The organism is Burkholderia sp. SCN-KJ, assembly GCF_024656005.1.
Taxonomy (GTDB): Bacteria; Pseudomonadota; Gammaproteobacteria; order Burkholderiales; family Burkholderiaceae; genus Burkholderia.
In genome coordinates this window covers 238,924-264,471 of sequence record NZ_JANKOG010000009.1, presented here as the reverse complement: position 1 = coordinate 264,471, position 25,548 = coordinate 238,924, and the positions used below count along the sequence as shown (strand labels likewise).

Annotated in this window: 23 protein-coding genes and 3 riboswitches; of the genes, 8 read left to right on the top strand and 15 right to left on the bottom strand. The window is 71.4% G+C overall.

Annotated features, from left to right (window positions below):
• Window positions 1–16: 16 nt before the first annotated feature.
• Genes NQV17_RS17585 through cbiE form a run of 3 tightly spaced genes read right to left on the bottom strand, consistent with a single transcriptional unit; the run spans window position 17 to window position 3,068 of the window.
• Window positions 17–748 (bottom strand): cobalt-precorrin-6A reductase, encoded by a 732-nt coding sequence (locus tag NQV17_RS17585; protein ID WP_257773207.1) that lies wholly within the window; start codon window positions 746–748, stop codon window positions 17–19.
• Window positions 745–1,833, bottom strand: a complete 1,089-nt coding sequence (locus tag NQV17_RS17580) for a cobalt-precorrin-5B (C(1))-methyltransferase (protein ID WP_257773206.1) — start codon at window positions 1,831–1,833, stop codon at window positions 745–747. The genes NQV17_RS17585 and NQV17_RS17580 overlap by 4 nt, the downstream gene beginning before the upstream one ends.
• Window positions 1,833–3,068, bottom strand: a complete 1,236-nt coding sequence (gene cbiE / locus NQV17_RS17575; RefSeq protein ID WP_257773255.1) for a precorrin-6y C5,15-methyltransferase (decarboxylating) subunit CbiE — start codon at window positions 3,066–3,068, stop codon at window positions 1,833–1,835. Before cbiE ends, NQV17_RS17580 begins: the two co-directional genes overlap by 1 nt.
• Before the next feature lie 226 nt (window positions 3,069–3,294).
• Window positions 3,295–3,487, top strand: a riboswitch (cobalamin riboswitch).
• A gap of 106 nt (window positions 3,488–3,593) precedes the next feature.
• Here cbiE and cobG point away from each other — a divergent pair.
• Genes cobG through cobJ form a run of 4 tightly spaced genes read left to right on the top strand, consistent with a single transcriptional unit; the run spans window position 3,594 to window position 8,059 of the window.
• On the top strand, window positions 3,594–4,955 hold the full coding sequence (gene cobG / locus NQV17_RS17570) for a precorrin-3B synthase (protein WP_308236589.1): 1,362 nt from the start codon (window positions 3,594–3,596) through the stop codon (window positions 4,953–4,955).
• The gene (locus NQV17_RS17565; protein ID WP_124570491.1) at window positions 4,948–5,574 is read left to right on the top strand and encodes a precorrin-8X methylmutase; all 627 of its coding nucleotides are present in this window, start codon (window positions 4,948–4,950) and stop codon (window positions 5,572–5,574) included. Before cobG ends, NQV17_RS17565 begins: the two co-directional genes overlap by 8 nt.
• Window positions 5,571–6,305, top strand: coding sequence for a precorrin-2 C(20)-methyltransferase (locus NQV17_RS17560; protein WP_044843548.1), 735 nt, complete (start codon window positions 5,571–5,573; stop codon window positions 6,303–6,305). The genes NQV17_RS17565 and NQV17_RS17560 overlap by 4 nt, the downstream gene beginning before the upstream one ends.
• Window positions 6,302–8,059, top strand: a complete 1,758-nt coding sequence (gene cobJ, locus NQV17_RS17555; RefSeq protein WP_257773204.1) for a precorrin-3B C(17)-methyltransferase — start codon at window positions 6,302–6,304, stop codon at window positions 8,057–8,059. The genes NQV17_RS17560 and cobJ overlap by 4 nt, the downstream gene beginning before the upstream one ends.
• 234 nt (window positions 8,060–8,293) lie before the next feature.
• On the opposite strand, the gene NQV17_RS17550 is transcribed toward cobJ, so the two are convergent.
• The 4 genes from NQV17_RS17550 to NQV17_RS17535 form a co-directional block, all read right to left on the bottom strand.
• On the bottom strand, window positions 8,294–9,037 hold the full coding sequence (locus NQV17_RS17550) for an IclR family transcriptional regulator (RefSeq protein WP_257773203.1): 744 nt from the start codon (window positions 9,035–9,037) through the stop codon (window positions 8,294–8,296).
• Between the two features lie 52 nt (window positions 9,038–9,089).
• A complete protein-coding gene (locus NQV17_RS17545) occupies window positions 9,090–10,256 on the bottom strand; it encodes an acyl-CoA dehydrogenase family protein (RefSeq protein ID WP_257773202.1) in 1,167 nt (388 codons plus the stop codon).
• Between the two features lie 106 nt (window positions 10,257–10,362).
• A complete protein-coding gene (locus tag NQV17_RS17540; RefSeq protein ID WP_257773201.1) occupies window positions 10,363–11,664 on the bottom strand; it encodes a CitMHS family transporter in 1,302 nt (433 codons plus the stop codon).
• Between the two features lie 119 nt (window positions 11,665–11,783).
• Entirely contained in the window at window positions 11,784–12,980 is a 1,197-nt protein-coding gene (locus NQV17_RS17535) for a CaiB/BaiF CoA-transferase family protein (RefSeq protein ID WP_257773200.1), read from the bottom strand.
• 271 nt (window positions 12,981–13,251) lie between these two features.
• Here NQV17_RS17535 and NQV17_RS17530 point away from each other — a divergent pair, with 271 nt between their 5' ends.
• The gene (locus NQV17_RS17530) at window positions 13,252–13,494 is read left to right on the top strand and encodes a hypothetical protein (protein WP_257773199.1); all 243 of its coding nucleotides are present in this window, start codon (window positions 13,252–13,254) and stop codon (window positions 13,492–13,494) included.
• Window positions 13,495–13,639: 145 nt separating this feature from the next.
• On the top strand, window positions 13,640–14,068 hold the full coding sequence (locus NQV17_RS17525) for an NUDIX hydrolase (protein WP_124520781.1): 429 nt from the start codon (window positions 13,640–13,642) through the stop codon (window positions 14,066–14,068).
• A 15-nt stretch (window positions 14,069–14,083) separates the two neighbouring features.
• Here NQV17_RS17525 and NQV17_RS17520 read toward each other — a convergent pair whose 3' ends face one another.
• The 8 genes from NQV17_RS17520 to NQV17_RS17485 all read right to left on the bottom strand — a co-directional run bounded on the left by NQV17_RS17520 (window position 14,084) and on the right by NQV17_RS17485 (window position 23,443).
• Window positions 14,084–14,410 (bottom strand): low molecular weight protein tyrosine phosphatase family protein, encoded by a 327-nt coding sequence (locus NQV17_RS17520; protein ID WP_257773198.1) that lies wholly within the window; start codon window positions 14,408–14,410, stop codon window positions 14,084–14,086.
• Between the two features lie 36 nt (window positions 14,411–14,446).
• Window positions 14,447–15,019 carry a DUF1993 family protein gene (locus NQV17_RS17515; RefSeq protein WP_257773197.1) on the bottom strand — a complete coding sequence of 191 codons (573 nt, stop codon included), beginning with the start codon at window positions 15,017–15,019 and terminating at the stop codon, window positions 14,447–14,449.
• Between the two features lie 128 nt (window positions 15,020–15,147).
• Window positions 15,148–15,600 carry a YaiI/YqxD family protein gene (locus NQV17_RS17510; protein WP_044843557.1) on the bottom strand — a complete coding sequence of 151 codons (453 nt, stop codon included), beginning with the start codon at window positions 15,598–15,600 and terminating at the stop codon, window positions 15,148–15,150.
• A gap of 89 nt (window positions 15,601–15,689) precedes the next feature.
• Window positions 15,690–16,298: a VWA domain-containing protein gene (locus tag NQV17_RS17505; protein WP_257773196.1), complete on the bottom strand. Its 609-nt coding sequence runs from the start codon at window positions 16,296–16,298 to the stop codon at window positions 15,690–15,692.
• A gap of 68 nt (window positions 16,299–16,366) precedes the next feature.
• Window positions 16,367–17,455, bottom strand: coding sequence for an ATP-binding protein (locus tag NQV17_RS17500; protein WP_257773195.1), 1,089 nt, complete (start codon window positions 17,453–17,455; stop codon window positions 16,367–16,369).
• On the bottom strand, window positions 17,452–21,264 hold the full coding sequence (gene cobN / locus NQV17_RS17495; RefSeq protein WP_257773194.1) for a cobaltochelatase subunit CobN: 3,813 nt from the start codon (window positions 21,262–21,264) through the stop codon (window positions 17,452–17,454). Before cobN ends, NQV17_RS17500 begins: the two co-directional genes overlap by 4 nt.
• 6 nt (window positions 21,265–21,270) lie before the next feature.
• Entirely contained in the window at window positions 21,271–22,359 is a 1,089-nt protein-coding gene (cobW, locus tag NQV17_RS17490) for a cobalamin biosynthesis protein CobW (RefSeq protein ID WP_257773193.1), read from the bottom strand.
• A 25-nt stretch (window positions 22,360–22,384) separates the two neighbouring features.
• Window positions 22,385–23,443: a HoxN/HupN/NixA family nickel/cobalt transporter gene (locus NQV17_RS17485; RefSeq protein WP_257773192.1), complete on the bottom strand. Its 1,059-nt coding sequence runs from the start codon at window positions 23,441–23,443 to the stop codon at window positions 22,385–22,387.
• A 184-nt stretch (window positions 23,444–23,627) separates the two neighbouring features.
• A riboswitch (cobalamin riboswitch) is annotated at window positions 23,628–23,891 on the bottom strand.
• A 125-nt stretch (window positions 23,892–24,016) separates the two neighbouring features.
• A riboswitch (cobalamin riboswitch) is annotated at window positions 24,017–24,253 on the top strand.
• A gap of 168 nt (window positions 24,254–24,421) precedes the next feature.
• Here NQV17_RS17485 and cobA point away from each other — a divergent pair.
• Entirely contained in the window at window positions 24,422–25,171 is a 750-nt protein-coding gene (gene cobA / locus NQV17_RS17480; protein ID WP_044843563.1) for a uroporphyrinogen-III C-methyltransferase, read from the top strand.
• A complete protein-coding gene (locus tag NQV17_RS17475; protein ID WP_257773191.1) occupies window positions 25,168–25,545 on the top strand; it encodes a cobalamin biosynthesis protein in 378 nt (125 codons plus the stop codon). The genes cobA and NQV17_RS17475 overlap by 4 nt, the downstream gene beginning before the upstream one ends.
• Window positions 25,546–25,548: the final 3 nt, after the last annotated feature.

The window sequence follows — 25,548 nt, the reverse complement described above, 5'->3', positions numbered from 1 at the left end:
AGCCGGTCGCGCCGCATCAAGCACGCGCGGCCGGGTCGAGCGCATCGAGCAGCGCGGCGGTCGAGTCGAACGCGCGGTCGGCGTCGGGCAGCGGCGGCCGGCGCAGCATCACGACCGGCAGCCGGCGTTCGCGCGCGACGTCGAGCTTGGCTTCGGTCGCGGCGCCGCCGCTGTTCTTGCTGACGACGACGTCGATGCCCGCGAGCGCGAACAGCGCGCGTTCATTCTCGAGCGTGAACGGCCCGCGCGCGGCGACGATCTGCGCGCGCGCGTTGCCGGGATGCGCACCGAGGCAGCGCACCAGCCAAAACTGGTGCGGCGGGATCGCGTCGAGATGCGCGAGCGGTTCGCGGCCGAGCGTGAACAGCGGCCGCCGGAACGGCGCGAGCGCGGCCTCGATGCCGGCCCAGTCGTCGACCATCCGCCAGTCGTCGCCGGGTTGCGGCGCCCACGGCGCGCGGCGCAGCGCCCACAGCGGCACGCCCGCGTCGCGCGCGGCGGCCGCCGCGTTCGCGCTGATTTGCGCGGCATATGGATGCGTCGCGTCGATCACGAGGCCGATGCCGGCACCGCGCAGATAGGCGGCGAGCCCGGCCGCCCCGCCGAAGCCGCCGACGCGCACGTCGCAGCGCAAGTCGTCGGGCACCTTGCCGAGACCCGCGAGGCTATAGACGTGCCGCGGACCGAGCGCGCGTGCGATCTTCAGCGCGTCGCCGGTGCCGCCGAGCAGCAGGATGCGCGCGCTCATCGTGCGATCCCGACGAAGCGGCCCTGCCGGTCGATCGCGAACATCTCGACGGCGACCGATGGCGGCACGATGTCGCGCGCGACCCGCAGCGCGTGCGCGCAGACGAGGTCGCCGAGCGGCACGCCTTCGGCCTGCGCGAGCTTCAGTGCTTCCTGGCTGGTGTTCGCCGCGCGCATCGCGGCCTGCAGCGCGTCGTTCGCGCCCGCCTCGGCCGCCCACTGCGCGAGCAGCGGCAGGTCGATGCTCGAATGGCGGCTGTGCAGGTCGAGATGGCCGGCCGCGAGCTTGCTGAGCTTGCCGAAGCCGCCGCACATCGACAGGCGCGCGACCGGCGCGCGGCGCAGGTGCTTGAGCACCGCGCCGGCGAAATCGCCCATTTCGATCAGTGCCATGTCGGGCAGGCCGTAGTGCGCGCGCATCGCATCCTCGCTCGCGTTGCCGGTGCACGCGGCGATGTGCGCGATCCCGTTCGCGCGCGCGACGTCGATGCCCTGATGGATCGACGCGATGTACGCCGAGCACGAGAACGGCCGCACGATGCCGGTCGTGCCGAGAATCGACAAGCCGCCGACGATGCCCAGCCGCGGGTTCATCGTCTTCAGCGCGAGCGCCTCGCCGCCCTCGACACCGATCGTCACGTCGAAGCCGCCCGTGTAGCCGTATTCGGCCGCGAGCGCGCCGAGGTGCGCGGTCATCATCTGGCGCGGTACCGGATTGATCGCCGGTTCGCCGACCGGCAGCGTGAGCCCCGCGCGCGTGACGGTGCCGACCCCCGGCCCCGCGTGAAAACGCACGCCGGGCGCAGCGGCGAGCGCGATCCGCGCGAAGACCAGCGCGCCGTGCGTGACGTCCGGATCGTCGCCGGCATCCTTGATCGTGCCGGCTTCCGCGCCGTCGGCCGTGGCCCGGCAGAACGCGAGCCGCATCATCACGCGCTGCCCCTTCGGCAACACGATCTCGACCGCATCGTCCGCGCGGCCCGCGAGCAGCACGCGGGCGGCGGCGAGCGACGTCGCGGTCGCGCAGCTGCCGGTCGTATAGCCGAACCGCAGCGGTGCCGGTTGTTCGGGGGTTTCGTCGCGCATCAGGCAGGGTCCGCGAGGTCGGTCGCCGTGGAAGCGGGCTTGCGCACGTCGTACAGCGTGACGGGCAACGGCTGCCGCCACGTATCGAAGCGGCCGAGCGGCTCGGCGTGCGCGAGCGATACGCGCGTGAGCGTGCCGCCGTGCGCGTCGCGCCACGCGGCGAGCGCCAGCTCGCCTTGCAGCGTGACCGCGTTCGCGACGAGCCGGCCGCCCGGCTTCAGTGCCGACCAGCACGCGTCGAGCACGCCGGGCGCGGTCGCGCCGCCGCCGATGAAGATCGCGTCGGGCGCGGCGAGCCCCGCGAGCGCATCGGGCGCGCGCCCGGCCACGAGTTGCAGGCCCGGTACGCCGAGCGCGTCGCGGTTGTGCTCGATGTAGCGCTGCCGCTCCGCATGCGACTCGATCGCGATCGCCTGGCACGACGGATGCGCGCGCATCCACTCGATGCCGATCGAGCCGCTGCCCGCGCCGACGTCCCACAACAGTTCGCCGGGGGCGGGCGCGAGGCGTCCGAGCGTCAGTGCGCGCATGTCACGCTTGGTGAGCTGGCCGTCGTGGCGGTACGCGTCGTCGGGCAGGCCGGGCGTGAGTGCGCGGCGCGGCGCATCGGGGCCGGCCTGGCAGTCGAGCGCGACGAGATTGAGCGCGGCGGTTTCGTCGATGTGCCAGTCTTGCGCGAGCCCGTCGATGCGCCGCTCGAGCGGGCCGCCGAGGTGCTCGAACACGCTGATGCGCGTCGGGCCGAAGCCGCGCGCGGCGAGTTCGGCGGCGACCGTGGCCGGCGTGCGGCCGTCGGCGCTCAGCACGAACAGGCGCCGGCCCGGCAGCAGGTGACGCGCGAGCGTCGCGAGCGGCCGGCCGACGAGCGACACCGCGCCGACGTCCTGCAACGCCCAGCCGAGCCGCGAGGCCGCCAGCGACAGCGACGACGGTGCGGGCAGCACGCGCCATTCGTCGGGGGACAGTTCGCGCGCGAGCGTCGCGCCGACGCCGAACAGCATCGGGTCGCCGCTCGCCAGCACGCAGACGGGTGAACCGCGCTGCGCGAGCAGGCCCGACAGGTCGAACGGCGACGGCCATGCGGCGCGTTCGGCCGGCAGCCGCGCGGGCAGCATGTCGAGGTGCCGCTTCGCGCCGACGACCCGCTTCGCTTTGAGCAGCGCGCGCCGCGCGCCGCGCCCGAGCCCCGCGTAGCCGTCGTCGCCGATGCCCACTACCGTCAGCCACGCCGTCATGCACCCTTCCCCTTCGTCCGATTCCATCGAGTCGCCGCACGGCGGCCGTGAAGGCGCCGGTGCGGCCGTCCGCATTGCGAAAGTCGGCATGGTACCGTGTTCCATCGCGCGTTTCATCTGCGGCACCGCCGACGCCGGGCCGCGTTTCGCGTCGGCCACGGCGCCTGCCCGACGGTCGCCCGACGGTCGCCTGGGGGTCCCGAAATGCCGGTGAAATCGGGTATCCTACGGCCGTTCGTTCGCCGGTGCCCTTCGGGGCCGAAGAGGGAACACAGGGCGCGCCGCGCGCCGCTGTGGCTGCCCCCGCAACTGTAGACAGCGAGCCGATCTCCCCCCTCATGCCACTGGTTTCACCGGGAAGGCCGGGAGCCGGCGCCGACCTGTCAGCCAGGAGACCTGCCGGCCTGAAAGTGCGTGCGTGCCAGTCGGCGTCGGGCGGGGTGTACCGATGCGTTGGCCGCGGCGCGACACTGTCCCGGTATCCCGTTGAGATCCGCCCCCGATTCGAATCCTGCTTCGCCCGTCGTGCGCCCTTCGGCTTGCCCGGGGCTCGTGCGCGTCGTCGCGGCCGCCGACGGCGGGCTGTGCCGGATCAAGCTGCCGGGCGGCCGGCTCGACGCGCGGCAGGCGCGCGCGATCGCCGCCGTCGCGCGTGCCTGCGGCTCCGGCGCGATCGACGCGACCAATCGCGCGAATCTCCAATTGCGCGGCATTCGCGACGGCACGGCCGATACGCTGGTCGACGCGTTGCTCGACGCGGGCCTGGGCCCACGCATCAACGCCGGCGATGCCGCTGACGACCGCGCCGCGCTCGCCGCAAGCGACGACGTCCGCAACCTGATGCTCAGCCCGCTTGCGGGGCGCGATCCCGACGCGCTGCTCGACAGCCGCGCACTCGCGCTTGCGCTGCTCGACATGCTGACGCACGAGCCGCGCCGCGGCGAACTGTCGCCGAAATTCTCGATCCAGCTCGACGGCGGCGAATCGGTCGCGGCGCTCGATCATCCGCACGACATCTGGCTCGCCGCGTGGCGTCGCGGCGACGGCGCGGTCCGCATCGCCGCGGGCCTGGCCGGCTGTCTGCCGGTCGCGCCCGGCGATCCGCCCGCTGCGTTCGACGTGGCGCCCGACCAGGCCGTCGCGCTCGTGCGCGCGTTGCTGCTGGCCTTTCTCGATCTCGCGCCGGCCGACGTCACGCGGATGCGTGCGTGGCTCGCGACCGGCGGCGCACGCGCGTTGCGCGAGCGTGCGCAGCATTACGTACCGTTCCCGCTCGAAGCCGATCCGGCACTGGCCGGCTGGCGGCGCACGCAAGCGGATGCCGCGCTGCGTTTCGGTGCACGGCCGTCGCGCGACGCGGATCGCTGCAGCGTCGGCGCGCAGTTCGTGCTCGGCCGGCTCGACGCGTCGCAACTGGAACGGCTCGCGGCACTGGCCGACGCCGACGGCGACGGCACGCTGTCGATGACGCCGTGGCAAGGCGTGTTCGTGCACGGCGTGCGGCACGAACGTGCGCCGGCCGTGCTCGACGCGCTCGCGTCGCTCGGGCTCGTGTGCACGACATCCGACCCCCTGGCGGCGCTGGTCGCCTGCACCGGCAGCGCGGGCTGCGCGAAGTCGCGCGCCGATACGAAACGCGATGCGCTCGCGCTGGCCGCGCGCGTCGGCCATCCGGTCGACGTGCACCTGACAGGCTGCGAGCGCCACTGTGCGCTGCCGCACCCCGCGACGCATACGCTGGTCGCGGTCGCGCCCGCGCGCTACGACCTTTACCGGCGCGACGCCGCCGCGGGCCTCGGCGCCCCGCTCGCGCGCCATCTGACGATTGACCAGGCCGCGGCCCGACTGACGGGCGCGCGCCACAGCCAGGACACCACCGATGCTTGACTACATTCGCGACGGGCAGGAAATCTACCGCCAGTCGTTCGCGACGATCCGCGCCGAGGCCGACCTGTCGCAGGTTCCGCCCGATCTCGAGAAACTCGCGGTGCGCGTGATCCACGCGTGCGGGATGGTCGATGTCACCTACGACCTGCGCTTCTCGGCCGGCGCCGGCACGGCGGGCCGTACGGCGCTCGCGGCCGGCGCGCCGATCCTGTGCGACGCGAAGATGGTTGCCGAAGGCATCACGCGCGCGCGGCTGCCGGCCGGCAATCGCGTGATCTGCACGCTCGGCGAACCGGAAGTGCCCGACCTCGCGCGGCATCTCGGCAACACACGCTCGGCCGCGGCGCTCGAACTGTGGCGCCCGCATCTGGCCGGCAGCGTCGTCGTGATCGGCAATGCGCCGACCGCGCTGTTCCACCTGCTCGACATGATCGACGCCGGTGCGCCGCGCCCCGCGCTGATCCTCGGCTTTCCGGTCGGCTTCATCGGCGCGGCCGAATCGAAGGCGGCGCTCGACGCCGACAGCCGCGGCGTGCCGTACGTCGCGCTGCTCGGCCGGCGCGGCGGCAGCGCGATGGCGGCCGCCGCGGTCAACGCACTCGCGACGGAGGCCGAATGACGGCCCCGCGCGGACGCCTGTTCGGGGTCGGCGTCGGCCCCGGCGATCCTGAACTGATGACGATCAAGGCGCTGCGCGTGCTGCAGGCCGCGCCGGTGGTCGCGTATTTCGTCGCGAAGGGCAAGAAGGGCAATGCGTACGGAATCGTCGAGGCGCACCTGCGCGACGCGCAGACGCAATTGCCGCTCGTCTATCCGGTGACGACCGAGGCGCTGGCGCCGCCGCTTTGCTACGAGACCGTGATCGCCGACTTCTACGACACGGCGGCCGAGATCGTCGCGTCGCATCTCGATGCCGGGCGCGACGTCGCGGTGATCTGCGAAGGCGACCCGTTCTTCTACGGGTCGTACATGTACCTGCACGATCGCCTCGCGCCGCGCTACGACACCGAAGTGATCCCGGGCGTGTGCGCGATGCTCGGCGGCACGGCCGTGCTCGGCCAGCCGCTCGTCTATCGCAACCAGAGCCTGTCGGTGCTGTCCGGCGTGCTGCCCGAGGACGAATTGCGCGCGCGGCTCGCGCAGGCCGACGCGGCCGTCGTGATGAAGCTCGGCCGCAACTTCGACAAGGTGCGGCGCGTGCTCGACGAACTGGGGCTCGCGAAGCGCGCGCTGTACGTCGAGCGCGCGACGATGGCGGCGCAGCGCATCGTGCCGCTCGACGAAGTCGATCCGATGGCGTCGCCGTATTTCTCGCTGCTCGTCGTCCCGGGGGAAAAATGGCAAGGATGACGACTCCGCCCGCGATCGTGATTCTCGGCGCGGGCGCGCTCGATACCGCGCGGCGCATCCAGGCGCGTTATCCGGGCGCCGCCGTGCACGGGCTCGCGTCGCGCGTCGAGGCCGACGTGCCGTTCGACGAACTCGGCGCGCACCTGCGTGAACTCTACGCGCGCGGCGTGCCGATCGTCGCGCTCTGCGCGGCCGGCATCGTGATCCGTTGCGTCGCGCCGGCACTCGCCGACAAGGGTGTCGAGCCGCCGGTGCTCGCGGTCGCGGAAGACGGGTCGGCCGTCGTGCCGCTGCTCGGCGGGCTGACGGGCGTCAACGTGATCGCGCGCGAAATCGCCGCATGCCTCGGCGTGGCGGCGGCGATCACCACGAGCGGCGAGCTGCGCTTCGGCGCGTGCGTGCTCAATCCGCCCGACGGCTATGCGCTCGCCGATCTCCAGCAAGGCAAGCGCTTCGTGTCCGACCTGCTCGCGGGCGCGACCACGCGCGTCGACGGCGCGGCGCCGTGGCTCGACGACGTCGCGCTGCCGCGCGACGACGCGGCCGCGCATGCGATCCGCGTGACGCCCGATGCGTGGCGCGGCGCGCGCGACGAACTCGTGATCCATCCGCGCAGCGTGGTGGTCGGCGTCGATGCGCGCGGCGTGCGGGCCGATGCGGCGCCGTCGCTTGCCGAACGCATCGACGCGCTGCTCGACACGCACGGCCTCGCGCGGCTGGCGCTTGCCGCGCTCGTCGCACCGGCGACGTTGCTCGGCGATGCACGGGTCGAAGCGGCCGCACGGGCGCTGGACGTGCCGCTGCGCTTTGCCGATGTCGAAGGCGATGGTGATAGCGAAGGCGATGTCGATGGCGATAAGGCCCGCGTTGGCAACACCGCTGCCGCCGCCCTGCTCGCCCGCACGTTGCGCGTTGCGCATACGCTGCGCGCAGCGACCGATGGCCTCGCGTGCGCGGTCGCTGCCGAGCCCGTCGACCCCGCCTCGCTCGGCCGTGCACGCGGCCGCCTGACGGTGCTCGGCCTCGGCCCGGGCGACGCTGCATGGCTCACGCCCGCGGCGCGCAGCGCGCTCGCGGACGCCACCGATATCCTCGGCTATACGACTTACGTGACGATGGCCGGCCCGTTCCGCGCGGAGCAGCGCGTGCACGGCACCGACAATCGCGAGGAAATGCAGCGTGCGCGCCATGCGTTCGAACTGGCGGCCGAGGGCCGGCGCGTCGCGGTCGTGTCGTCGGGCGATCCGGGCGTGTTCGCGATGGCCGCGGCCGTGCTCGAAGCACTCGACGAAGCGCGCGATCCGCGCTGGGCCGCGGTCGAACTGCGCATCGAACCCGGCGTATCGGCATCGCTCGCGACCGCCGCGCAGGCCGGCGCGCCGCTCGGCCACGATTTCTGCGCGATCTCGCTGTCGGACAACCTGAAGCCGTGGGACGTGATCGAGATGCGCCTGCGGCACGCGGCGCAAGCCGATCTCGTGATGGCGTTCTACAACCCGATCTCGCGTGCTCGGCCGTGGCAGCTCGATCGTGCGCTCGATGCGGTGCGCGCGCACCGCGCGGCCGACACGGTCGTCGTGCTCGGCCGCGACATCGGCCGGCCCGGCGCGACGCTCGCGACGACGACGCTCGGCGCGCTGCGCAGCGATCAGGTCGACATGCGCACGATGGTGATCGTCGGTTCGTCGACGACACGGCGTTTCGCGATCGGCGACGGGCGTGAGTGGGTGTATACGCCGCGCTGGTATCGCTGAACGCTCATGCGGATGGGGCGACAGTCCCGCGTTGCTGGCCGGGGCGATGGCGTGGTTCGGGCGCCGAGCCGCTCGGATATCGCGCAGCAGCCGTACGCGTTCGCAGCGACCGTCGGGAAGTGGCGTACCGGCACGTGATGCGATGTGGCCTTTCCCGGTCGCTATCCGGCATCCGCCATCGCGGCGAACGGACGCGAAGCGAAGCAGGCGCCCCGCCCCGCTTCGCGGCCTTTGCTAGCCGCGCCCCTGCTCGGCCAGCAGCCGCGCCTTCGCATCGACCAGCAGCGCTGCATGCGTGTCGCGATGCTGGCGGATCCGCTCGGTCGGCCCGACGACCGACAGCCCGTACCAGTCGCCGTCGAGCGTCAGCGCGACCGCGATCGCCGACAGCTCGGGCGCGCTCTCGCCGAAGTTCTCGGCCCAGCCGAGTTCGCGAAACCGCGCGGTTTGCGCGACGAGCGTCGGCAGGTCGGCCACCGTCGCATCGGTGAAGCGCTCGAACGACAACTGCGCGCCGAGCGCCTGCTGCGCATCGCTCGCGAGTTCCGCGAAGATCGCCTTGCCGATCGAGTTCGCATGCAGCGGGCGCAACTCGCCCGGCTGGCGCGTATAGCGGATCGCCTGCTCCGACTCGACGACGTCGAGATACGTGACCGATGCGCCCTGGATCTTGCCGAGCACGGCCGTCTCGCGGCTCGCGTCGCGCAGCGCGACGAGATGCGGATGCACGATGTCGACGACGGGATCGGTCGCGTCGATCGCGGCGGCGATCGTCTGCAGGCGCCGCGTCGGATAGTAGCCGCCGCGCTTGCGCACCTCGTACAGATAGCCGCGGCTCACGAGCGTGCGCGCCATCGCCAGGCAGCTCGACGCCGGCACGTTGAGCAGGCGCGCGAGTTCGGTGAGCGGCAGCGGCCGCCGTTCGGCGGCGAACAGCTCGAAGAGATCGAGCGTGCGGGCAACGAGTTTGACGTCCATGACGAGCGCTTGATTCGGAACGGGAAACGCGCGCCGGGCGAGCCGCCGCGTGTCAGTACGACCTCGGCAGCCCGAGCACCTTCTCCGCGATGTAGCACAGGATCAGTTGCGGACTCACGGGCGCGAGCCTCGGAATCATACACTCGCGCAGGTAGCGCTCGACATGGTATTCCTTCGCATAGCCCATCCCGCCGTGCGTCGCGATCGCCGTCTGGCACGCCTGGAACGCGGCTTCCGCGCCGAGGTACTTCGCGGCGTTCGCCTCCGCGCCGCACGGCTGCCCCGCGTCGTAGCGCGTCGCGGCCTTCATCACCATCAGCCACGCGGCCTCGAGCTGCATCCACGCCTGCGCGAGCGGATGCTGGATCGACTGGTTCTGCCCGATCGGCCGGCCGAACACGACGCGCTCGCACGCATACTGCGTCGCGCGTCGCAGCGCGGCCTGACCGAGGCCGATCGCCTCGGCGGCGATCAGGATCCGCTCGGGGTTCAGCCCGTGCAGCAGGTAGCGGAAGCCGTCGCCTTCGTTGCCGATCAGATCGTCGCGCGGCACGCGCAGGTTGTCGATGAACAGCATGTTCGAATCGACGGCCTTGCGGCCCATTTTCTCGATCTCGCGCACCTCGACGCGCGAACGGTCGAGGTCGGTGTAGAACAGGCTCAAGCCGTCGGTCGGCTTCGCGACCTGGTCGAGCGGCGTCGTGCGCGCGATGATCAGCATCTTGTTCGCGACCTGCGCGGTCGAGATCCAGATCTTGCGTCCGCTCAGTACGTAGTGGTCGCCGTCGCGGCGCGCCTGCGTGCTCAGGTGCGTCGTGTCGAGGCCGGCGTCGGGCTCGGTCACCGCGAAGCAGGCCTTGTCGCGCCCGGCGATCAGCGGCGGCAGGAAGCGCGCCTTCTGCGCGTCGTTGCCGAACACCTGCACCGGGTTCAGCCCGAAGATGTTCATGTGGACGGCCGAGGCACCCGACAGGCCGGCGCCCGACGCGCTGATCGCGCGCATCATCAGCGCGGCCTCGGTCATCCCGAGCCCGGCGCCGCCATGGGCCGGATCCATCGCGATGCCGAGCCAGCCGGCCTCGGCGAGCGCCGCGTGAAAGTCGGACGGAAATCCGCCCGCGCGATCGCGCTCGAGCCAGTAGTCGTCGCCGAAGCGTGCGCAGATTTTCTCGATCGCGCTTTCGATCGCGCGCTGGTCGTCGGTCAGGTCGAACTGCATGGATTGCTCTCCAGGAAAACGTGAACGGCCGCGCCGCGCTCAAGACGATGTCGGCCTTCGAGGGGTGTCGGTCGCGGCCGGCGCGGCGCGACAGGCAGGCGGACGCTCACAACGGAAACACGCCCGCCACGACCGCGGCGAAGACCATCAGCACGGTGGCGGCGAACAGGAACGGGATCGTGAACTTCTGGTGCTCGGCCAGCTCGACACCGGTCAGGCCGACGATCAGGAACGTCGCGGGCGTGAGCGGACTGACCGGGAACCCGGTGGTCATCTGGCCGAGCAGCGCGGCCTGCGCCATCTGGATCGGCGGTACGCCGAGCAGCTTCGCGCTTTCCGCGAGCACCGGCAGCACGCCGAAGTAGAACGAGTCGGGATCGAACAGCAGGCTGAGCGGCATCGACAGCAGGCCGAGCACGAACGGCATGTGGCGCGCATGCTCGACCGGCACGTGCGCGACGACGACCTCGGCCATCGCCTTCAGCATCCCGGTGCCGGACATGATCCCGGTGAACGCGCCGGCCGCGAGCAGCACGCTCGCCATCATCAGCGCGGCCTTCGCGTGCGCGTCGATCCGCTCGCGCTGCGCCTGCACGTCCGGATAGTTGATGACGAGCGCGGCGACCGTGCCGAGCATGAACATCACCATCGGGTCGACGATGCCCGACACCAGCGTGCCGAGCACGACGAGCGTCAGCGCCAGGTTGATCCGGAAGCGGCCGGGCCGGCGCAACGCGCGCTCGGCGTCGGTCAGCTCGCGCGGCGCGACCGCGAGCGACGCCGCGCCGGCGCGATCGAGCCCGAGCCGCTTGGCCTCGCGCACGCCGAGCACGTAGGCGGTGCCGAACACGAACGCGAGCCCGACGATCTGCACCGGGATCATCGGCATGAAGATCGCCGAGCCGGGAATGTGCAAGGCCGCCGACGCACGCAGCATCGGCCCGACCCACGGCAGGAAGTTGACTCCGGCCGCCATCGACGCGACGCACGCGAGAATCCGCCGGTCCATGCCGAGCCGCGTATAGAGCGGCATCATCGCGGGCAGCGTGACGAGAAACGTGACGGCGCCCGAGCCGTCCAGGTGGATCAGCAGCGCGAGCAGCGCCGAGCCCGTCACGATGCGCGGCGGATGGCAGCCGATCACGCGCAGCACGCCCGCGATGATCGGGTCGAGCATCCCCGCATCGGTGAGGATTCCGAAAAATAGAATCGCAAAAACGAACATCCCGGCGATCGGGCCGATGTTCTGCACGCCGCGCACGATGAACGTGCCGGTCGAGAGTCCAAAGCCGGCCGCGAGCGACGCGGCCACCGGCACGACGATCAGTGCGACGAGCGGCGACAGCCGCTTCGTGATGATCAGGCCGAACAGCGCGACGATCGCGATCGCGCCGATCCATGCGAGCATGATGTGTCTCCTGTTGCGCCGGCGCGCGTCGGGCGCGGTGCGGCGCGATGTCCGAAGCGGCGTGCGGGCGTGCGGCGGCGTCGGGGGCGCCTTCGCACGGCCGCCGGCCGCCAGGCGTGTCAGTTGCGGCGCGTGCGGCCGGCGTTGTCGTTGGCGTCGTTGCCGTGGCCGGCGTCGCATGCATCCTCGGCAAACACCTGAGCCGCGTGTTCGTTCAGCGCCGGCGGCGGCCGCCGGTACGTGGCCGGTGTGCGGCCGAGCTTGATCGGCGACGCGATGCCGCGATGCCGGCCCAGTTCGACCTTCATCTGCCGATGCGCGACATGCGGATGGTCGAGCGCCGCATCGAGCCCGAGCACGGGCGCGCACGGCACGCCGCGGCGCATCAGCTGCTCGGCGAGTGCCGCGCCGTCGTGCGCGGCCAGCGCCGTTTCGAGCAGCGCGCGCAACGCGGCGCGGTTCGCGCTGCGCGCGCGGTTGTCGGCGAAGCGCGGATCGGCGGGCCAGTCGCGCGTGCCGAGCACGTCGCACAGCGCGGCGAACTGCCCGTTGTTGCCGACCGCGAGAAAGATGTCGACGCTCGCGGTCGGAAAGCTGTCGTACGGCGTGATGTTCGGATGCGCGTTGCCGGTGCGCGCCGGCGCCTTCCCGGAATGGAAGAAATTCGGCGTATGAGGATGCAGGATCGACAGCGCGCAGTCGAACAGCGTCGCTTCGACGAACTGGCCGCGCCCGCTCGCATCGCGTTCGCGCAGCGCCATCAGCACGCCGAGCGCCGCGTTCAGCCCGGTGACGAGATCGACGATCGGCACGCCGACGCGCAGCGGCGCGCCGCCCGCCTCGCCGTTCACGCTCATCAGCCCGGCCAGCGCCTGCACGGCCGCGTCGTAGCCGGGCAGTCCGCCGAGCGGGCCGTCCGCGCCGAAGCCCGACACGCGGCAATGGACGAGGCGCGGAAAGCGCGCGTGCAGCGTGTCGAAGCCGAGGCCCCAGCGCTCCATCGTGCCGATCTTGAAGTTCTCGACCAGCGCATCGGCGTGCTCGAGCAGGCCGAGCAGCCGCTCGCGATCCGCCGGCTGCGTCAGGTCGAGCGCGATGCCGAGCTTGTTGCGGTTCACGCCGAGGAAATACGACGCGGTGTCGCCGTCGAACGGCGGCCCCCAGGTGCGCGTCTCGTCGCCCGACGGCGGTTCGACCTTGATCACCTCCGCGCCGTGGTCAGCGAGGATCTGCGTCGCGTACGGGCCGCCCAGCACCCGCGACAGATCGATGATGCGCAACCCCGCCAACGCGCCCTGCTGCTTCAGTTCCGCCATGCGTCTCGCTCCTGCTTCCGGTTGATCGGACCGCCGGTTCCGCCGTGCCGACAGCAGCGGCACGGTTGTCCGGACTCGAAGAATAATTCTTGTGCGTGAATTTATATTCACACTCACGAATTTCGTTGTCAAGCCGGAGATGCCCCGGCGGCCGCGCCGAGAACGCGGCCGGCCGCAAGTGGGGCGACACCGAACGCCGGCCGGTTGCCGCGCCGGGACGCGATTCGCTAAGCTGGCGGACGGTGCTCAACTGAAGAAAGACGGAGATTTCATGAAACGCATGCTGCTCGCGGCCATCCTGCTGGCGTCGACGCTGGGCGTCGCGCGCGCGCAAACCCAGACCTTCCATTTTGGCGAGGGACAATTACAGCCGCGGGCCGCCGCGCCGGTGGCACGACCCGCGCCGGTGCGCCCGCATGTGACGCCGCCGCATCGCCACCGGCGTACCGTCCACAAGCCGCGCCTCGGGCGGTCCGGAAAGCCGCCGCGCCCGGGGATCGACACGCACGCGTGAGGTGATCCGCGTTGCGCGCGGCAACGCACGGAACTGTCACGAACGGCCGGTATGATCGGCGCGGCGGCTTGCATGCCGTCGTGCCCGGCGATCGGCCGACGTGCATTTCCCTTCACGATTGAGCACCAGTTTTGTTTTGCCGAACATGAATACCGGGCCGGATACCGTCGTCAGCATCAAGGAACGCGCCACGATCGTGTGCCGCCAGCGCAGCAGCGTGCTGCTGGTCGCCCGTACCGCGGCGCGCTGGTCGCTGCCGGGCGGCACGATCCGGCGCGGCGAGACGCCGCTGGAGGCCGCGCAGCGGGAACTGGCGGAGGAAACGCGGCTGGAGGGGCTCGCGCTCGACTACGCGGTGCAGTTCGGCGGCCTCACGAAGCTCCATCACGTGTTCGTGGCCGACGTGCCGAAACACCTGACGCCGCGCGCGAGCAACGAGATCGCGCGCTGCAAGTGGTTCGACGTCGAGCGGCTGGAGACGCTGCGTGCGAGCGTGCCGACCCGCAAGATCATCGAGCTGCTGCACCTCGACCGCTTTTCCGCGCTCGCGGACGGGCCGCTTCGCTCGCGCTGAACCGGCCCGCGCGGCTCACGCGCGCAGCAATGGCCCGGCCTTGCGCTCGAGCAGCGCGACCAGTTCCGGCTGCATGTATGCGTAGCGGTCGGGGATGTCGAGACAGACGATCTTCTTGTGCTTCAGCCGGCCGCCGAATCGGGCGGACAGCTTCGCCTGGTGCGCGCGTTCCATCACGAACACGATTTCGGCCCACTCGAGCTGTTCCGCGGACAGACGCGTTTCCGCGTCGGGCGCGAGGCCCGCGGAGTCGGTTTCGACGCCCGGCCACGCGGCGAACACCGCCTCGGCCGTCGGGCTGCGCAGCCGATTGCGGCTGCAGATGAACAGGGCGCGTGTCATGCCGGTGCGCGGCGGCGGGATCGTCCGCTCGACCGTTCAACCCTGCGGAATCGTGCCGGGCCGCACGTAGGCCAGCATGTGCGGCACGTAGTCGGCCTTGCCGAGCTCGACGCCGTGATGGCGCAGGATCGCGTACGCAGCGATCGAATGAAAATAGAACTGCGGCAGCGCCCAGTCGCGCACGTACTGCTCGCCCGTCATGTCGAACGCGATGCCGTTCGGCAGTGCGAGCGCGACCGGCAGCGTGGCGCCGCCGTCGAGTGCATCGGGCGCGAGTTCGCCGAGGAACGCGATCGTGCCGGCGAGGATGCCCTGCGCGTCGTCCAGCGTGCCGGGCTGCGCATCGGCATGCCAGCCGGCTTCCCGCAACGCCAGCAGCGCGTCCGGCAGCGGTTCGCCGCGCAGCCGGTAGACGGGTTCCATCGCCTGGAAACACGAGAACCGCACCTGCGCCGCAAGCGGATACATGTCGGGTGCGAGCTTCAGCGTCAGCACCGCATCGGGCGCGTCGCCGGCGGCCTGCCGGTGCGCCACGGCCTTGTCGAGCCACGCGGATTGCGCGCGCAGCATCTGGGTGAACGTTGGAACGAGAAGTTGAGTCGGTGACATCCATGCCCTCCGGTGGGTCGTTCGCGCCACGACATCGATGCCGGGGCAGCATCCGTATTCTGCCGCAGCGGACGGTTCGACGCGAAACCGGTGACGTATCGCACGACCGATGCGCGGGGCCTGACGGGTCACGGCTTGCCGTGGCGTGCCAGGAACCGGTCGAGCTGCGACGCGAACGCCTTGCCGTCGCGTGCGCTGAACGGAGCCGGCCCGCCCGTGTCGATGCCCGCGCTGCGCAGCTGATCCATCATCGCGCGCGTCGACAGGCGCTCCTCGATGTTCTCGCGGCTGAACCAGTTGCCGCGCGGGTCGAGCGCATGCGCGCCCTTGTCGAGGACGGCGGCGGCCAGCGGGATGTCGGCGGTGATCACGAGATCGCCGGCTGCCGCGAGCTCGACGATCCGCGCATCGGCCACGTCGAAGCCGGCCGGCACCTGCAGCGCCTTGATGAACGGCGACGGCGGCGTGCGCAGGAACTGGTTCGCGACCAGCGTCACGCAGATCTCGGCACGACGCGCGGCGCGAAACAGCATGTCCTTGATGACGGCGGGACACGCGTCGGCATCGACGAGTACTTGCATGGCAGGCATTCCGGTGAGTAGAAACGGCGATCATAGCGCAGCGCCGGCGATCGGCCGGCCCGGCCCGCGCGCCAGATCAGATCACCGGATCAGCCGGCCAGCCCTGGGCACAGCGACGCGGCCGTCATCCATTGCGCCCCCCATGCATCGGCGAGCCGCCTGCCCTGCCCGATCCGCACGGCTGCATCGTCGAAATCGACGAACACGACGTGATCGGCGGCCGCCGGTTTCGGCGGCGTCTCGCGCGTGCGCCCGTCGGATAGCACCCACAGCCAGCGCTGCTGGTCCGGCGTGCGCCGCGCGGCGCGGGCGAGCAAGTGCGCGGCGGCCGCGATGCCGTCCGCAAGCGGCGTGCCGCCGCCGCCGTCCACCGGCTCGAGCCAGCGCGCATTCCACCAGCGCGGCACGGCCGGGCCGAAGCGCCGCGCGGCGCCGTTGCCGCCGAAGCAGATCAGCGCGGTTGCCACGCGGTCGCGCGCGGCCCGGTCGAAGTACGCGACGATCAGCCCTTTCGCGAGCGCGAGCCGTTCGTGCGACAGCATCGACGCCGAACAGTCGAGCACGAAGCAATGGAGTGCGCGCGGCGTGCCAGCCTGCTTGCGAAAACGCAAGTGGTCGGCGTGCAGCGGGTCGCCGCGCTTCGCGGCGAGCGTCGCCGGCCATGCAACGGCCGTGCCGGCACGCACCGTACCCGGCACGCGCGCGGCAGCGCCTGGCTGCCATCGAGGACCGCGAACGGTGTTCGCGGCGGCGTCGGCTCGATGGCTCAGCGTTTTTTTAGCGGCAGCGGCACCACGCCTTTCACGTCGCGCAGTCCGGCGGGCTCGGGCGGCAGGTAGCCCCAGTCGCCTTGCGACGCCGTTGCATCGTTTCGTGCCGCGCCCGGTCGATGATCGGGCTGCCGGCGCAGGTCCGGCGGCGCAGGGTCGTCACGGTCGCCGCTGCCCTCTGCATTCGTGCGAGACGCGCCCGACGACGGCGGCGCACCCGCATGACGCCGATGCCGCAGCACCGCGTCGGCCACGCGTTCGACATGTGACACCGTCACCGCGTCGGCCTGTTCCAGCGCCGCGAGCGCGCGCGCGGCGCGCAGCATCACGAGGTCGGCGCGCAGGCCGTCGACGGCCGCGTCGATGCACAGCGCGCTGACGCGCGCGTGAACCGCATCGTCGAAATCCAGCGTCGACAATTTTGCCCGCGCCGCGTGGATCCGGTCGCCGAGTTCGCGTTGCGCGGCCGCGTGACGTGCACGAAACGCATCCGGATCGAGATCGAACGCGAGGCGCGCCTTCACGATCTGCTCGCGCTGCGCGGCGTCGAAGCAGTTCGCGAGTTCGACCATCAGCCCGAAGCGGTCGAGCAATTGCGGGCGCAGTTCGCCTTCCTCGGGGTTCATCGTGCCGACCAGCACGAAGCGCGCGTCGTGCGCATGCGACACGCCATCGCGCTCGACCACGTTCACGCCGCTCGCGGCGACGTCGAGCAGCGTATCGACGAGCCCGTCGGCGAGCAGGTTCACCTCGTCGACGTACAGCACGCCGCGATGCGCGCGCGCGAGCAGGCCCGGCCGGAAGCGCACGCCGTTTTCGGCGAGCGCATGCGCGAGATCGAGCGTGCCCGTGACCTGCTCGTCGCTCGCCGACAACGGCAGCGTGACGAATGCCCCTTCGGGCAGCAGTTCGGCGAGCGCGCGTGCGGCGGTCGATTTCGCGGTGCCGCGCGGCCCGCTGACGAGCACGCCGCCGAGCGACGGGTCGATCGCCGCGAGCAGCAGCGCCTGCTGCAGCGGTTGCTGCGCGACCAGCGCCGCGAACGGGAACACCGCGCGTGCGTGCTGCGTCGTCGGATCGGTCATCGCCGTCCTCCTTCCTGAAGTTGTTCGCTGTCGAGCCAGACCGCTTCGATCCGCTCGCGATAGTCGCCCGGCTGCTGCCACAGCCCGCGCTGCATCGCTTCGACGAAGCGTTCGCAGATGCCGTGCAGCGCCTTCGGGTTGTGGCGTTCGAGGAATGCGCGCGTGTCGTCGTCGAACAGGTACGCGTCGGCGACGAGCGCGTACTGGTGGTCCGACAGCACGCGCGCGGTCGCGTCGTAGCCGTACAGGTAGTCGACGGTCGCGGCCATCTCGGCCGCGCCCTTGTAGCCGTGGCGCTTCACGCCGTCGAGCCATTTCGGATTGACGACGCGCGAGCGGATCACGCGCGCGATTTCCTCGCGCAGCGTGCGCATCTTCGGCGCGGCCGGGTTCGCATGGTCGCCGTGATAGATGCTCGGCTGCTGCCCGGACAGGTGCCGCACGGCCGCCGTCATCCCGCCCTGGAACTGGTAGTAGTCGTTCGAATCGAGGATGTCGTGTTCGCGGCTGTCCTGGTTCTGCACGACCACGTCGATCGTCGCGAGCCGCTCGCCGAACACGTCGGGCGCGGGCTCGCCCGCGCTGTTCTGCGCGTATGCGTGGCCGCCCCACTGGCGGTACGCATCGGCGAGATCGGCATCGCTCTGCCAGCGGCGCTGGTCGATCAGGTCCTGCAGGCCGGCGCCGTAGCTGCCCGGCCGCGCGCCGAACACGCGCCAGCCGGCACGGCGCCGCGCTTCGTCCGGCGCCACGCCCCGCTCGATCCACGTTGCGCGTTCGCGCTCGACGCGCGCGCGGATCGGGTTCAGAGCCTCCGGCTCGTCGAGCGCGGCGACGGCCTGCACGGCTGCGTCGAACAGGTGCATCAGGTTCGGGAACGCGTCGCGGAAGAAGCCGGACACGCGCAGCGTCACGTCGATGCGCGGCCGGTCGAAGATCTCGATCGGCAGGATCTCGAAGTCGGTCACGCGATGGCTGCCGTGCGCCCATTTCGGCCGCACGCCGATGAGCGCGAACGCCTGCGCGATGTCGTCGCCGCCGGTGCGCATCGTGGCCGTCCCCCAGACCGACAGCCCGATCGCGCGCGGATAGTCGCCGTGATCCTGCAGATGGCGTTCGATCAGCTGCTGCGCGGATTTCAGCCCGAGCGACCACGCGGCCTGCGTCGGCACCGCGCGCGTATCGACCGAATAGAAGTTGCGGCCCGTCGGCAGCACGTCGGGGCGGCCGCGCGACGGCGAGCCGCTCGGCCCCGGCGGCACGAAGCGGCCGTCGAGCCCGCGCAGCAGCTGGCGCATTTCCTCGCCGCCGCACGCGTCGAGCGCGGGCGTCAGCGTCGCGCGCACGCGTTCGATGACGGCGAGCGTGTGCGGCCAGTCGCCGGGCGGCGTCGTGCCGATCCCGGAAGCGCCGGACCTGCCGGCCGCGCACACGCCGTCGAGCCACTGCTGCGCGAGCCGTTCGAGCCGCTCGCGCGTGTCGCCCGCATGGCGCCACGGCGATGTGTCGAGCGCCTGCAGCACGGCCGGCCGCGGGCCCGTCCACGGCGCGGCCCAGTCGGCCGCGAGCGGATCGAAATCGTCGCCGAGCGCGAGATCGCGCGCGAGCGCGCCGATCAGCCCCGCACGTTCGCCCTTGCCGTCGCCGACCGGAAAGCGCGCGAGCGCGAGCAGCGTGTCGCGGCGCTGACGGTCGGCCGGCGACGCGCCGAACACATGCAGCCCGTCGCGAATCTGCGCTTCCTTCAATTCGCACAGCCACGCGTCGACGCGCGTCAGCAGCGCATCTTCGTCGCCCGCATCGCGCGGCGGCGACACGCTCAGTTCGTCGTGCAGCCGGTGTTCGGCGATCGTCGCGAGGATCGTCTTGCGCAGCAGCTTCGCGCGCCGCGCATCGACCATCAGCGCCTCGTAGTATTCGTCGACCTGCCGTTCGAGATCCTGCAGCGGGCCGTAGTTTTCCGCGCGCGTGAGCGGCGGCATCAGGTGATCGATGATCACCGCCTGCGCGCGGCGCTTCGCCTGGCTGCCCTCGCCCGGATCGTTGACGATGAACGGATACAGGTGCGGCAGCGGCCCGAGCGTCAGGTCGGGCCAGCACGCGTCGGACAGCGCGACGCTCTTGCCCGGCAGCCATTCGAGGTTGCCGTGCTTGCCGAGGTGGATGACCGCGTCGATGCCGAACGCATCGCGCAGCCAGAAATAGAACGCGAGGTACGCGTGCGGCGGCACGAGATCCGCATCGTGGTAGCTCGCATAGTCGTTCTCGCCGCGCGAACGCGACGGCTGGATGCCGACGAACACGTTGCCCGCGCGCCAGCCGGCGATCGTGAGCCGTCCCTGCCGCAGCGTCGGATCGGCTTCGGGCGGGCCCCAGCGTGCGTTCAGCGCGTCGCGCACGGCGGCCGGCAGCCGCGCGAAACGCGCAATGTAATCGGCCAGCGCGAAACTCTGGAACGCCGGGCGCAATGCGCGCACGGCCGGGTCGTTGGTCACGCCTTCGGTGAGCCGCGCGATCAGCGCGTCGCCGTCGGCCGGCAGGTCGGCCACGCTATAGCCCGCATCGCGCAGCGCCGCCAGCACGCGCAGCGCGGACGCCGGCGTGTCGAGCCCGACGCCGTTGCCGATCCGCCCTTCGCTTTGCGGATAGTTCGCGAGGATCAGCGCGATGCGCTTGTCGGCAGGGTCGAGCGTGCGCAGCCGGCACCAGCCGCGCGCGAGCGCCGCGACGAACGCGATCCGTTCGGCGTCCGGCTGGTAGCGCACGACGTCGACTTCGGTGTGCGGACAACGATATGCCAGCCCCTTGAAGCTCACCGCGCGGGTGACGATGCGCCCGTCGACCTCGGGCAACGCGATGTGCATCGCGATGTCGCGCGCATGCAGGCCCTGGTTGTCGGCCACCCACGCGTCGCGGTTGCCGCCGGACAGGATCACCTGCAGCACCGGCGCGTCGCCGGCGAGCACGTCGGGCTCGGGGCTGTCGATCGCGCCGGCCGCGAAGGCCGTGGTGTTCAGCACGAGCGCGACACCGTGCGTGTCGCACAGCCGCGTGATGACCTCGCGGCTCACGGCATCCTTCAATGACGTGACGGCGATCGGCAGCGGATTGAGCCCTTCGCGCACGAGCGCATCGGCCAGCGCGTCGAACACGGCGGTGTTCGCGGCCTGCCAGTGCGCGCGATAGAACAGGATCGCGACGACGGGCGCGCCGGGCGTCCAGCGCGGACGCCAGTCGTCGACGCTCGCCGGGTCGCGCGCCGGGTGATACAGCGCGGCGGCCGGCAGCGGGCGCGGCAGCTCGGGTTCGTCGCCGACCCCGAGCGTATGGAACGCGATGCTGCGCAGCAACGCTTCGGCGTTGTGCATCCCGCCTTCGCGCAGATAGCGCCACCACAACCGGCACAGGTCCGGCGCGACTGTGCTCTTCGCGACGAGGTTCGGATCTTCCTGCAGGTCGCCCGAGAACATCGCGAGCTGCTGCCTGCGTTTCGACGCGAGCGACACGGCCTGTTCGATCCCGTACGGCCAGTACGCTTCGCCGCCCAGATGATCGATCACGACCGTCTTCGCGTGACGCAGCACGTCGTCGACATAGAAATCGACCGACGCCGGCTGCCGCAGGAACGTGACGTTCGCGAGCCGCACGCTCGGAAAGCCGGCCGGCAGCTTCGGCACGACGCTGGCCAGCAGCGACAGCGTCGTGTCGGCCGAGCTCAGGATCACGATGTCGGCCGGCTGCTGGTCGATCCGAACGACACCCTGCGTATCGTCGACGAAGCCGCCCGGCGTGGTGCGCAGCAGATGCATCGTGCGTTACGCCTGTTGCGGCTCGGCCGCGCACGCGACCTCGAACGCGCGCTGCAGCGCGGCCGCGTCGAGATCCTCGCCGATCAGCACGAAGCGGCTCGCACGCGGTTCGCCGTCCTGCCAGCGACGGTCGAAATAGCTGTCGAAGCGGCGGCCGACGCCCTGGATCACGAGCCGCATCGGCGCATCGGGCAGCGCCGCGAAGCCTTTCGCGCGGTAGATCGTGTGCGTCTCGACGACACGCTGCAGCGCGGCGATCGTCGCCTCGCGCGAGCCCGCGTCGCCCGACACCACCACCGAATCGAATTCGTCGTGGTGATGGTCGTGATCGCCGTCGTCGGCCGAGCCGTGATGGTCGTGCCGCAGGTGGATCGTTTCCTCCGATGCCGATTCGAGGCCGAGCAGCATCGCGAGGTCGAGCTCGCCGCGCGTCGCGCGCACGATCTTCACCTGCGGCGGGATCTCCTCGCGAATCGCGGCTTCGACCGCGGCGAACTGCGCGTCGGCGACGAGGTCGGCCTTGTTCACGATCACGAGATCGGCGGACGACAGCTGGTCGGCGAACAGTTCATGCAGCGGCGATTCGTGGTCGAGGTTCGGATCGGCGCGGCGCTGCGCGTCGACGGCCTGCGGGTTCTCGGCGAACTGGCCGCTCGCGGCGGCCGGCCCGTCGACGACAGTCACGACCGCGTCGACCGTGAAGCTGTTGCGGATCGTCGGCCAGTTGAAGGCCTGCACGAGCGGCTTCGGCAGCGCGAGGCCCGACGTCTCGATCAGCACGTGATCGATGTCGGCGCGGCGCTCGACGAGCGCTTCCATCACCGGATAGAACTCCTCCTGCACGGTGCAGCACAGGCAGCCGTTCGCGAGTTCGTACAGCTGGCCCGACGCTTCGCTGCGGGCGCCCTCGGCATCCTCGCAGCCGATCCCGCAGCCCTTGAGGATTTCGCCGTCGATGCCGAGCTCGCCGAATTCGTTGACGATCACCGCGATGCGGCGGCCTTCTGCATGCTGCAGGATGTGGCGCATCAGCGTGGTCTTGCCGCTGCCGAGAAAGCCCGTGACGATCGTGACGGGAAGCTTGCGTAGGGTCATGGTGGGTCCTGTGTCTAAAAGGGAGTCAGGCCGAGAGCGTCACGTCGATCTCGTCGTAGCGTTTGAGGCGGTAGATCGCGGCCGATACGATCCAGCATGCGACGAACAGGCCGATCACGACGTAGCCGAGCATGCCGAAATGCGATGCGACCATCGTCGCGAAATCCCATACCGGGCCCTGCAGCGAGAGTTTGTCCGCGAGCAGCGCGAGCACCTCGATGCCGCCGATCAGCGCGGCAACCAGCACCGACACGAACGTGATCGTCATGTTGTAGTAAATCTTGCGGATCGGCCGCACGTACGCCCAGCGGTACGCGCCCATCATCAGGATGCCGTCGGTCGTGTCGACGAGCGTCATGCCCGCGGTGAACAGCACCGGCAGCACCATCACCGACCAGAACGACAGGCCGCCCTGCACCTGCGTGGCCGAAATGCCGAACAGCGCGATCTCGGTCGCGGTATCGAAGCCGAAGCCGAACAGGAAGCCGACCGGATACAGGTGCCAGCTGCGCGACACGAGGCGGAACAACGGCCGGAACAGGCGGGCCAGCACGCCGCGCTGGTTCATCAGCATGTCGAGGTCGGCGTCGACGATCGGCTCGCCGCGGCGGGCCGCGCGAAACGTCCGGTACACGGAGATCAGGATCAGCAGGTTCGCGGCCGCGAGCACCAGCAGGAAGAACGCCGACACGCTCGTGCTGATCACGCCGCCCCAGGTCCTCATGCTCTCGAAGCGCGCGAGCGACGCCGCGGTCAGCGCGACCGCGACCGACATCACGATCACCACCGTCGAATGGCCGAGCGAGAAGAACAGGCCCGCGCCGAGCGGGCTGCGGCCCTCCTGCATCAGCTTGCGCGTGACGTTGTCGATCGCGGCGATATGATCGGCGTCGACCGCGTGGCGCAGCCCGAACACGTAGGCGAGCAGCGCGGTACCCAGCAGCACGGGCTGGTCGCGAAACGCGATGAAGGCCCAGATCCACGCGCCGACGTTGAATGCGACGAGCAATGAATAGATCGCGACGATTTTGCCGCGCAGCCCGGACGGGCTGTCGTTGAACAGGCGGAAGAACGAGTCGAGCATGATGCTCCTTTGCGAACGGTCGACATGATGTATGCCAACACGGCCGTCGTCGGCCTGCCCGCGGCGCTGGCCGTTCTTCGCCCCGGCCCGCACGCGTGCAGCGGCTGACGGATCGGCGAAGGAAGGGCAACGCCCGGGCGTCCGGCGAACTGCGGCCGTGGACGATGCGCCGCCTCCCCGCGGCGCTGAACCCCAACGTCTCGGCCGGTATCCGGGCTGACGAACACGCCGCTTCGCCTTCCCGGATGCGCGGCATCCAGTGGCGGTCGTCCGCATGCGGCAGGCATGCGGCGAAGCGGCGCTGCATCGCGCTGGGCGCGACGCGTTCGCTTACCGTTGCGGGGGCAGCACAGGTTGGCCCGACTGCGGCGCAGGCAGGCTCCCTGTTTCCCGTTTAACTGCGCGCGCCGGAGGAGCGCGCGCGAGCACCGAAACGCGTGCGAGTGTAGGCGGCGGTGCAGGGAGCGTCAAGGCGGAACGGCCCGCCGCGGCGCGTCCGGCGTGGTGGCGGCAGCGCGCCGGGGGCGCTTGCGGCGCCCGCGCGGCGGGTTCGCGCGGGCCGACCGCTGTGCTATCGTATGCGCCGCGTTCGGTGCTCGCATGCGCATTCCGCGCACGCAGTTAAACGGGAAACAGGAGGCGGAAGTCCGCCCGGCCTGTGCTGTCCCCGCAACGGTACGCCGCCCGCGCGCCGCGGTTCCCCCCGCACGCGCCCAGGCCGCCCGCGATGCCACTGCCCTTCAGCGGGCGGGAAGGCTGCGGCCTGGCAAGCGGCCAGCCCGGATACCGGCCGACGCAAGGGGCGAGCCGCTGCTCGCCGAACGCCCGATCCGCGGGGGACGGATGGGGTGCGCTTTCCGCCCGCGTTCGCGCGGGCTTCGCCCGATCCGTCATGCCTTGCCTGTCCGCCGGCCGCCGATGTGCCGCTCGCTGTCCCCTTTCCACTGCCACGACACGGTGTGCGCCGTGCCGCGTCCGATGAGCCGCGCCTGGCTCGTCGGCGCCGGCCCCGGCGACGCCGATCTGCTGACGCTGAAGGCCGTGCGCGCGATCGCCGCGGCCGACGTGCTGCTCGTCGACGATCTCGTGAACCCCGATGTATTGCGCCACGCGCGCGCCGACGCGCGCATCGAGCACGTCGGCAAGCGCGGCGGCCACGCGTCGACGCCGCAGGAAACGATCGTCGCCGCGATGCTCGCGCACCTGCGCGCGGGCCGCAGCGTCGCGCGGCTCAAGGGCGGCGATCCGTTCGTGTTCGGCCGCGGCGGCGAGGAGCTGCTCGCGCTCGGCGCGGCGGGTTTCCCGGTCGAGGTCGTAAACGGCATCACGGCCGGTATCGCGGCCCCGGCCGCACTCGGCATTCCGGTCACGCATCGCGGCGACGCGCAGGGCGTGATCTTCGTCACGGGCCACGGCGCGGGCGCCGACGAGCCCGACTGGCGCGCGCTGGCCGCGACGCGGATGACGATCGTGATCTACATGGGCATACGCCGGCTCGACACGATCGTGGCCGCGCTGCGTGACGGCGGCGTGCCCGGCGACATGCCGTGCGCGGCGATCGAGAACGCGACGCGCGACGGGCAGCGGCACGCGCTCGCGACGCTCGACACGGTCGTCGAACGCATCGGCGCCGCCGGTATCGGCTCGCCCGCGATCGTCGTGATCGGCCGCGTCGCGGCGCTCGCCGACGATCCGGCGGTGCGCGCGGCGCTCGGCGGCCGCGCATGATGCGCGTCGCGCTCGGCGTCGGTTTCCGCGCGGGCGTGACGGCCGCGCAACTCGATGCCGCGATCCGCGCGGCGCTGGCGCGCTACCCGGGCGCCGAACCGGCCGTCGTCGCGACGCTCGCCGACAAGGCGCGTGCCCGGCCGCTGCGCACGCTGTGCGCACGCCGCGGCTGGCCGCTCGTCGCATTCGACGCGGCGCAGCTCGCGCGGTGCCCCGAACCGGCCTTGAGCGGCCCGTCGGCTGCGGCGCTCGCGCGTTTCGGCGTCGCGGGCGTGGCCGAGCCGTGCGCGCGGCTCGCGGCGCCCGACGGCCGGCTGCTCGGCCCCAAATCCATCCTGGGCGGCGTGACGGTCGCGCTCGCCGGCCCGCTCTGAACC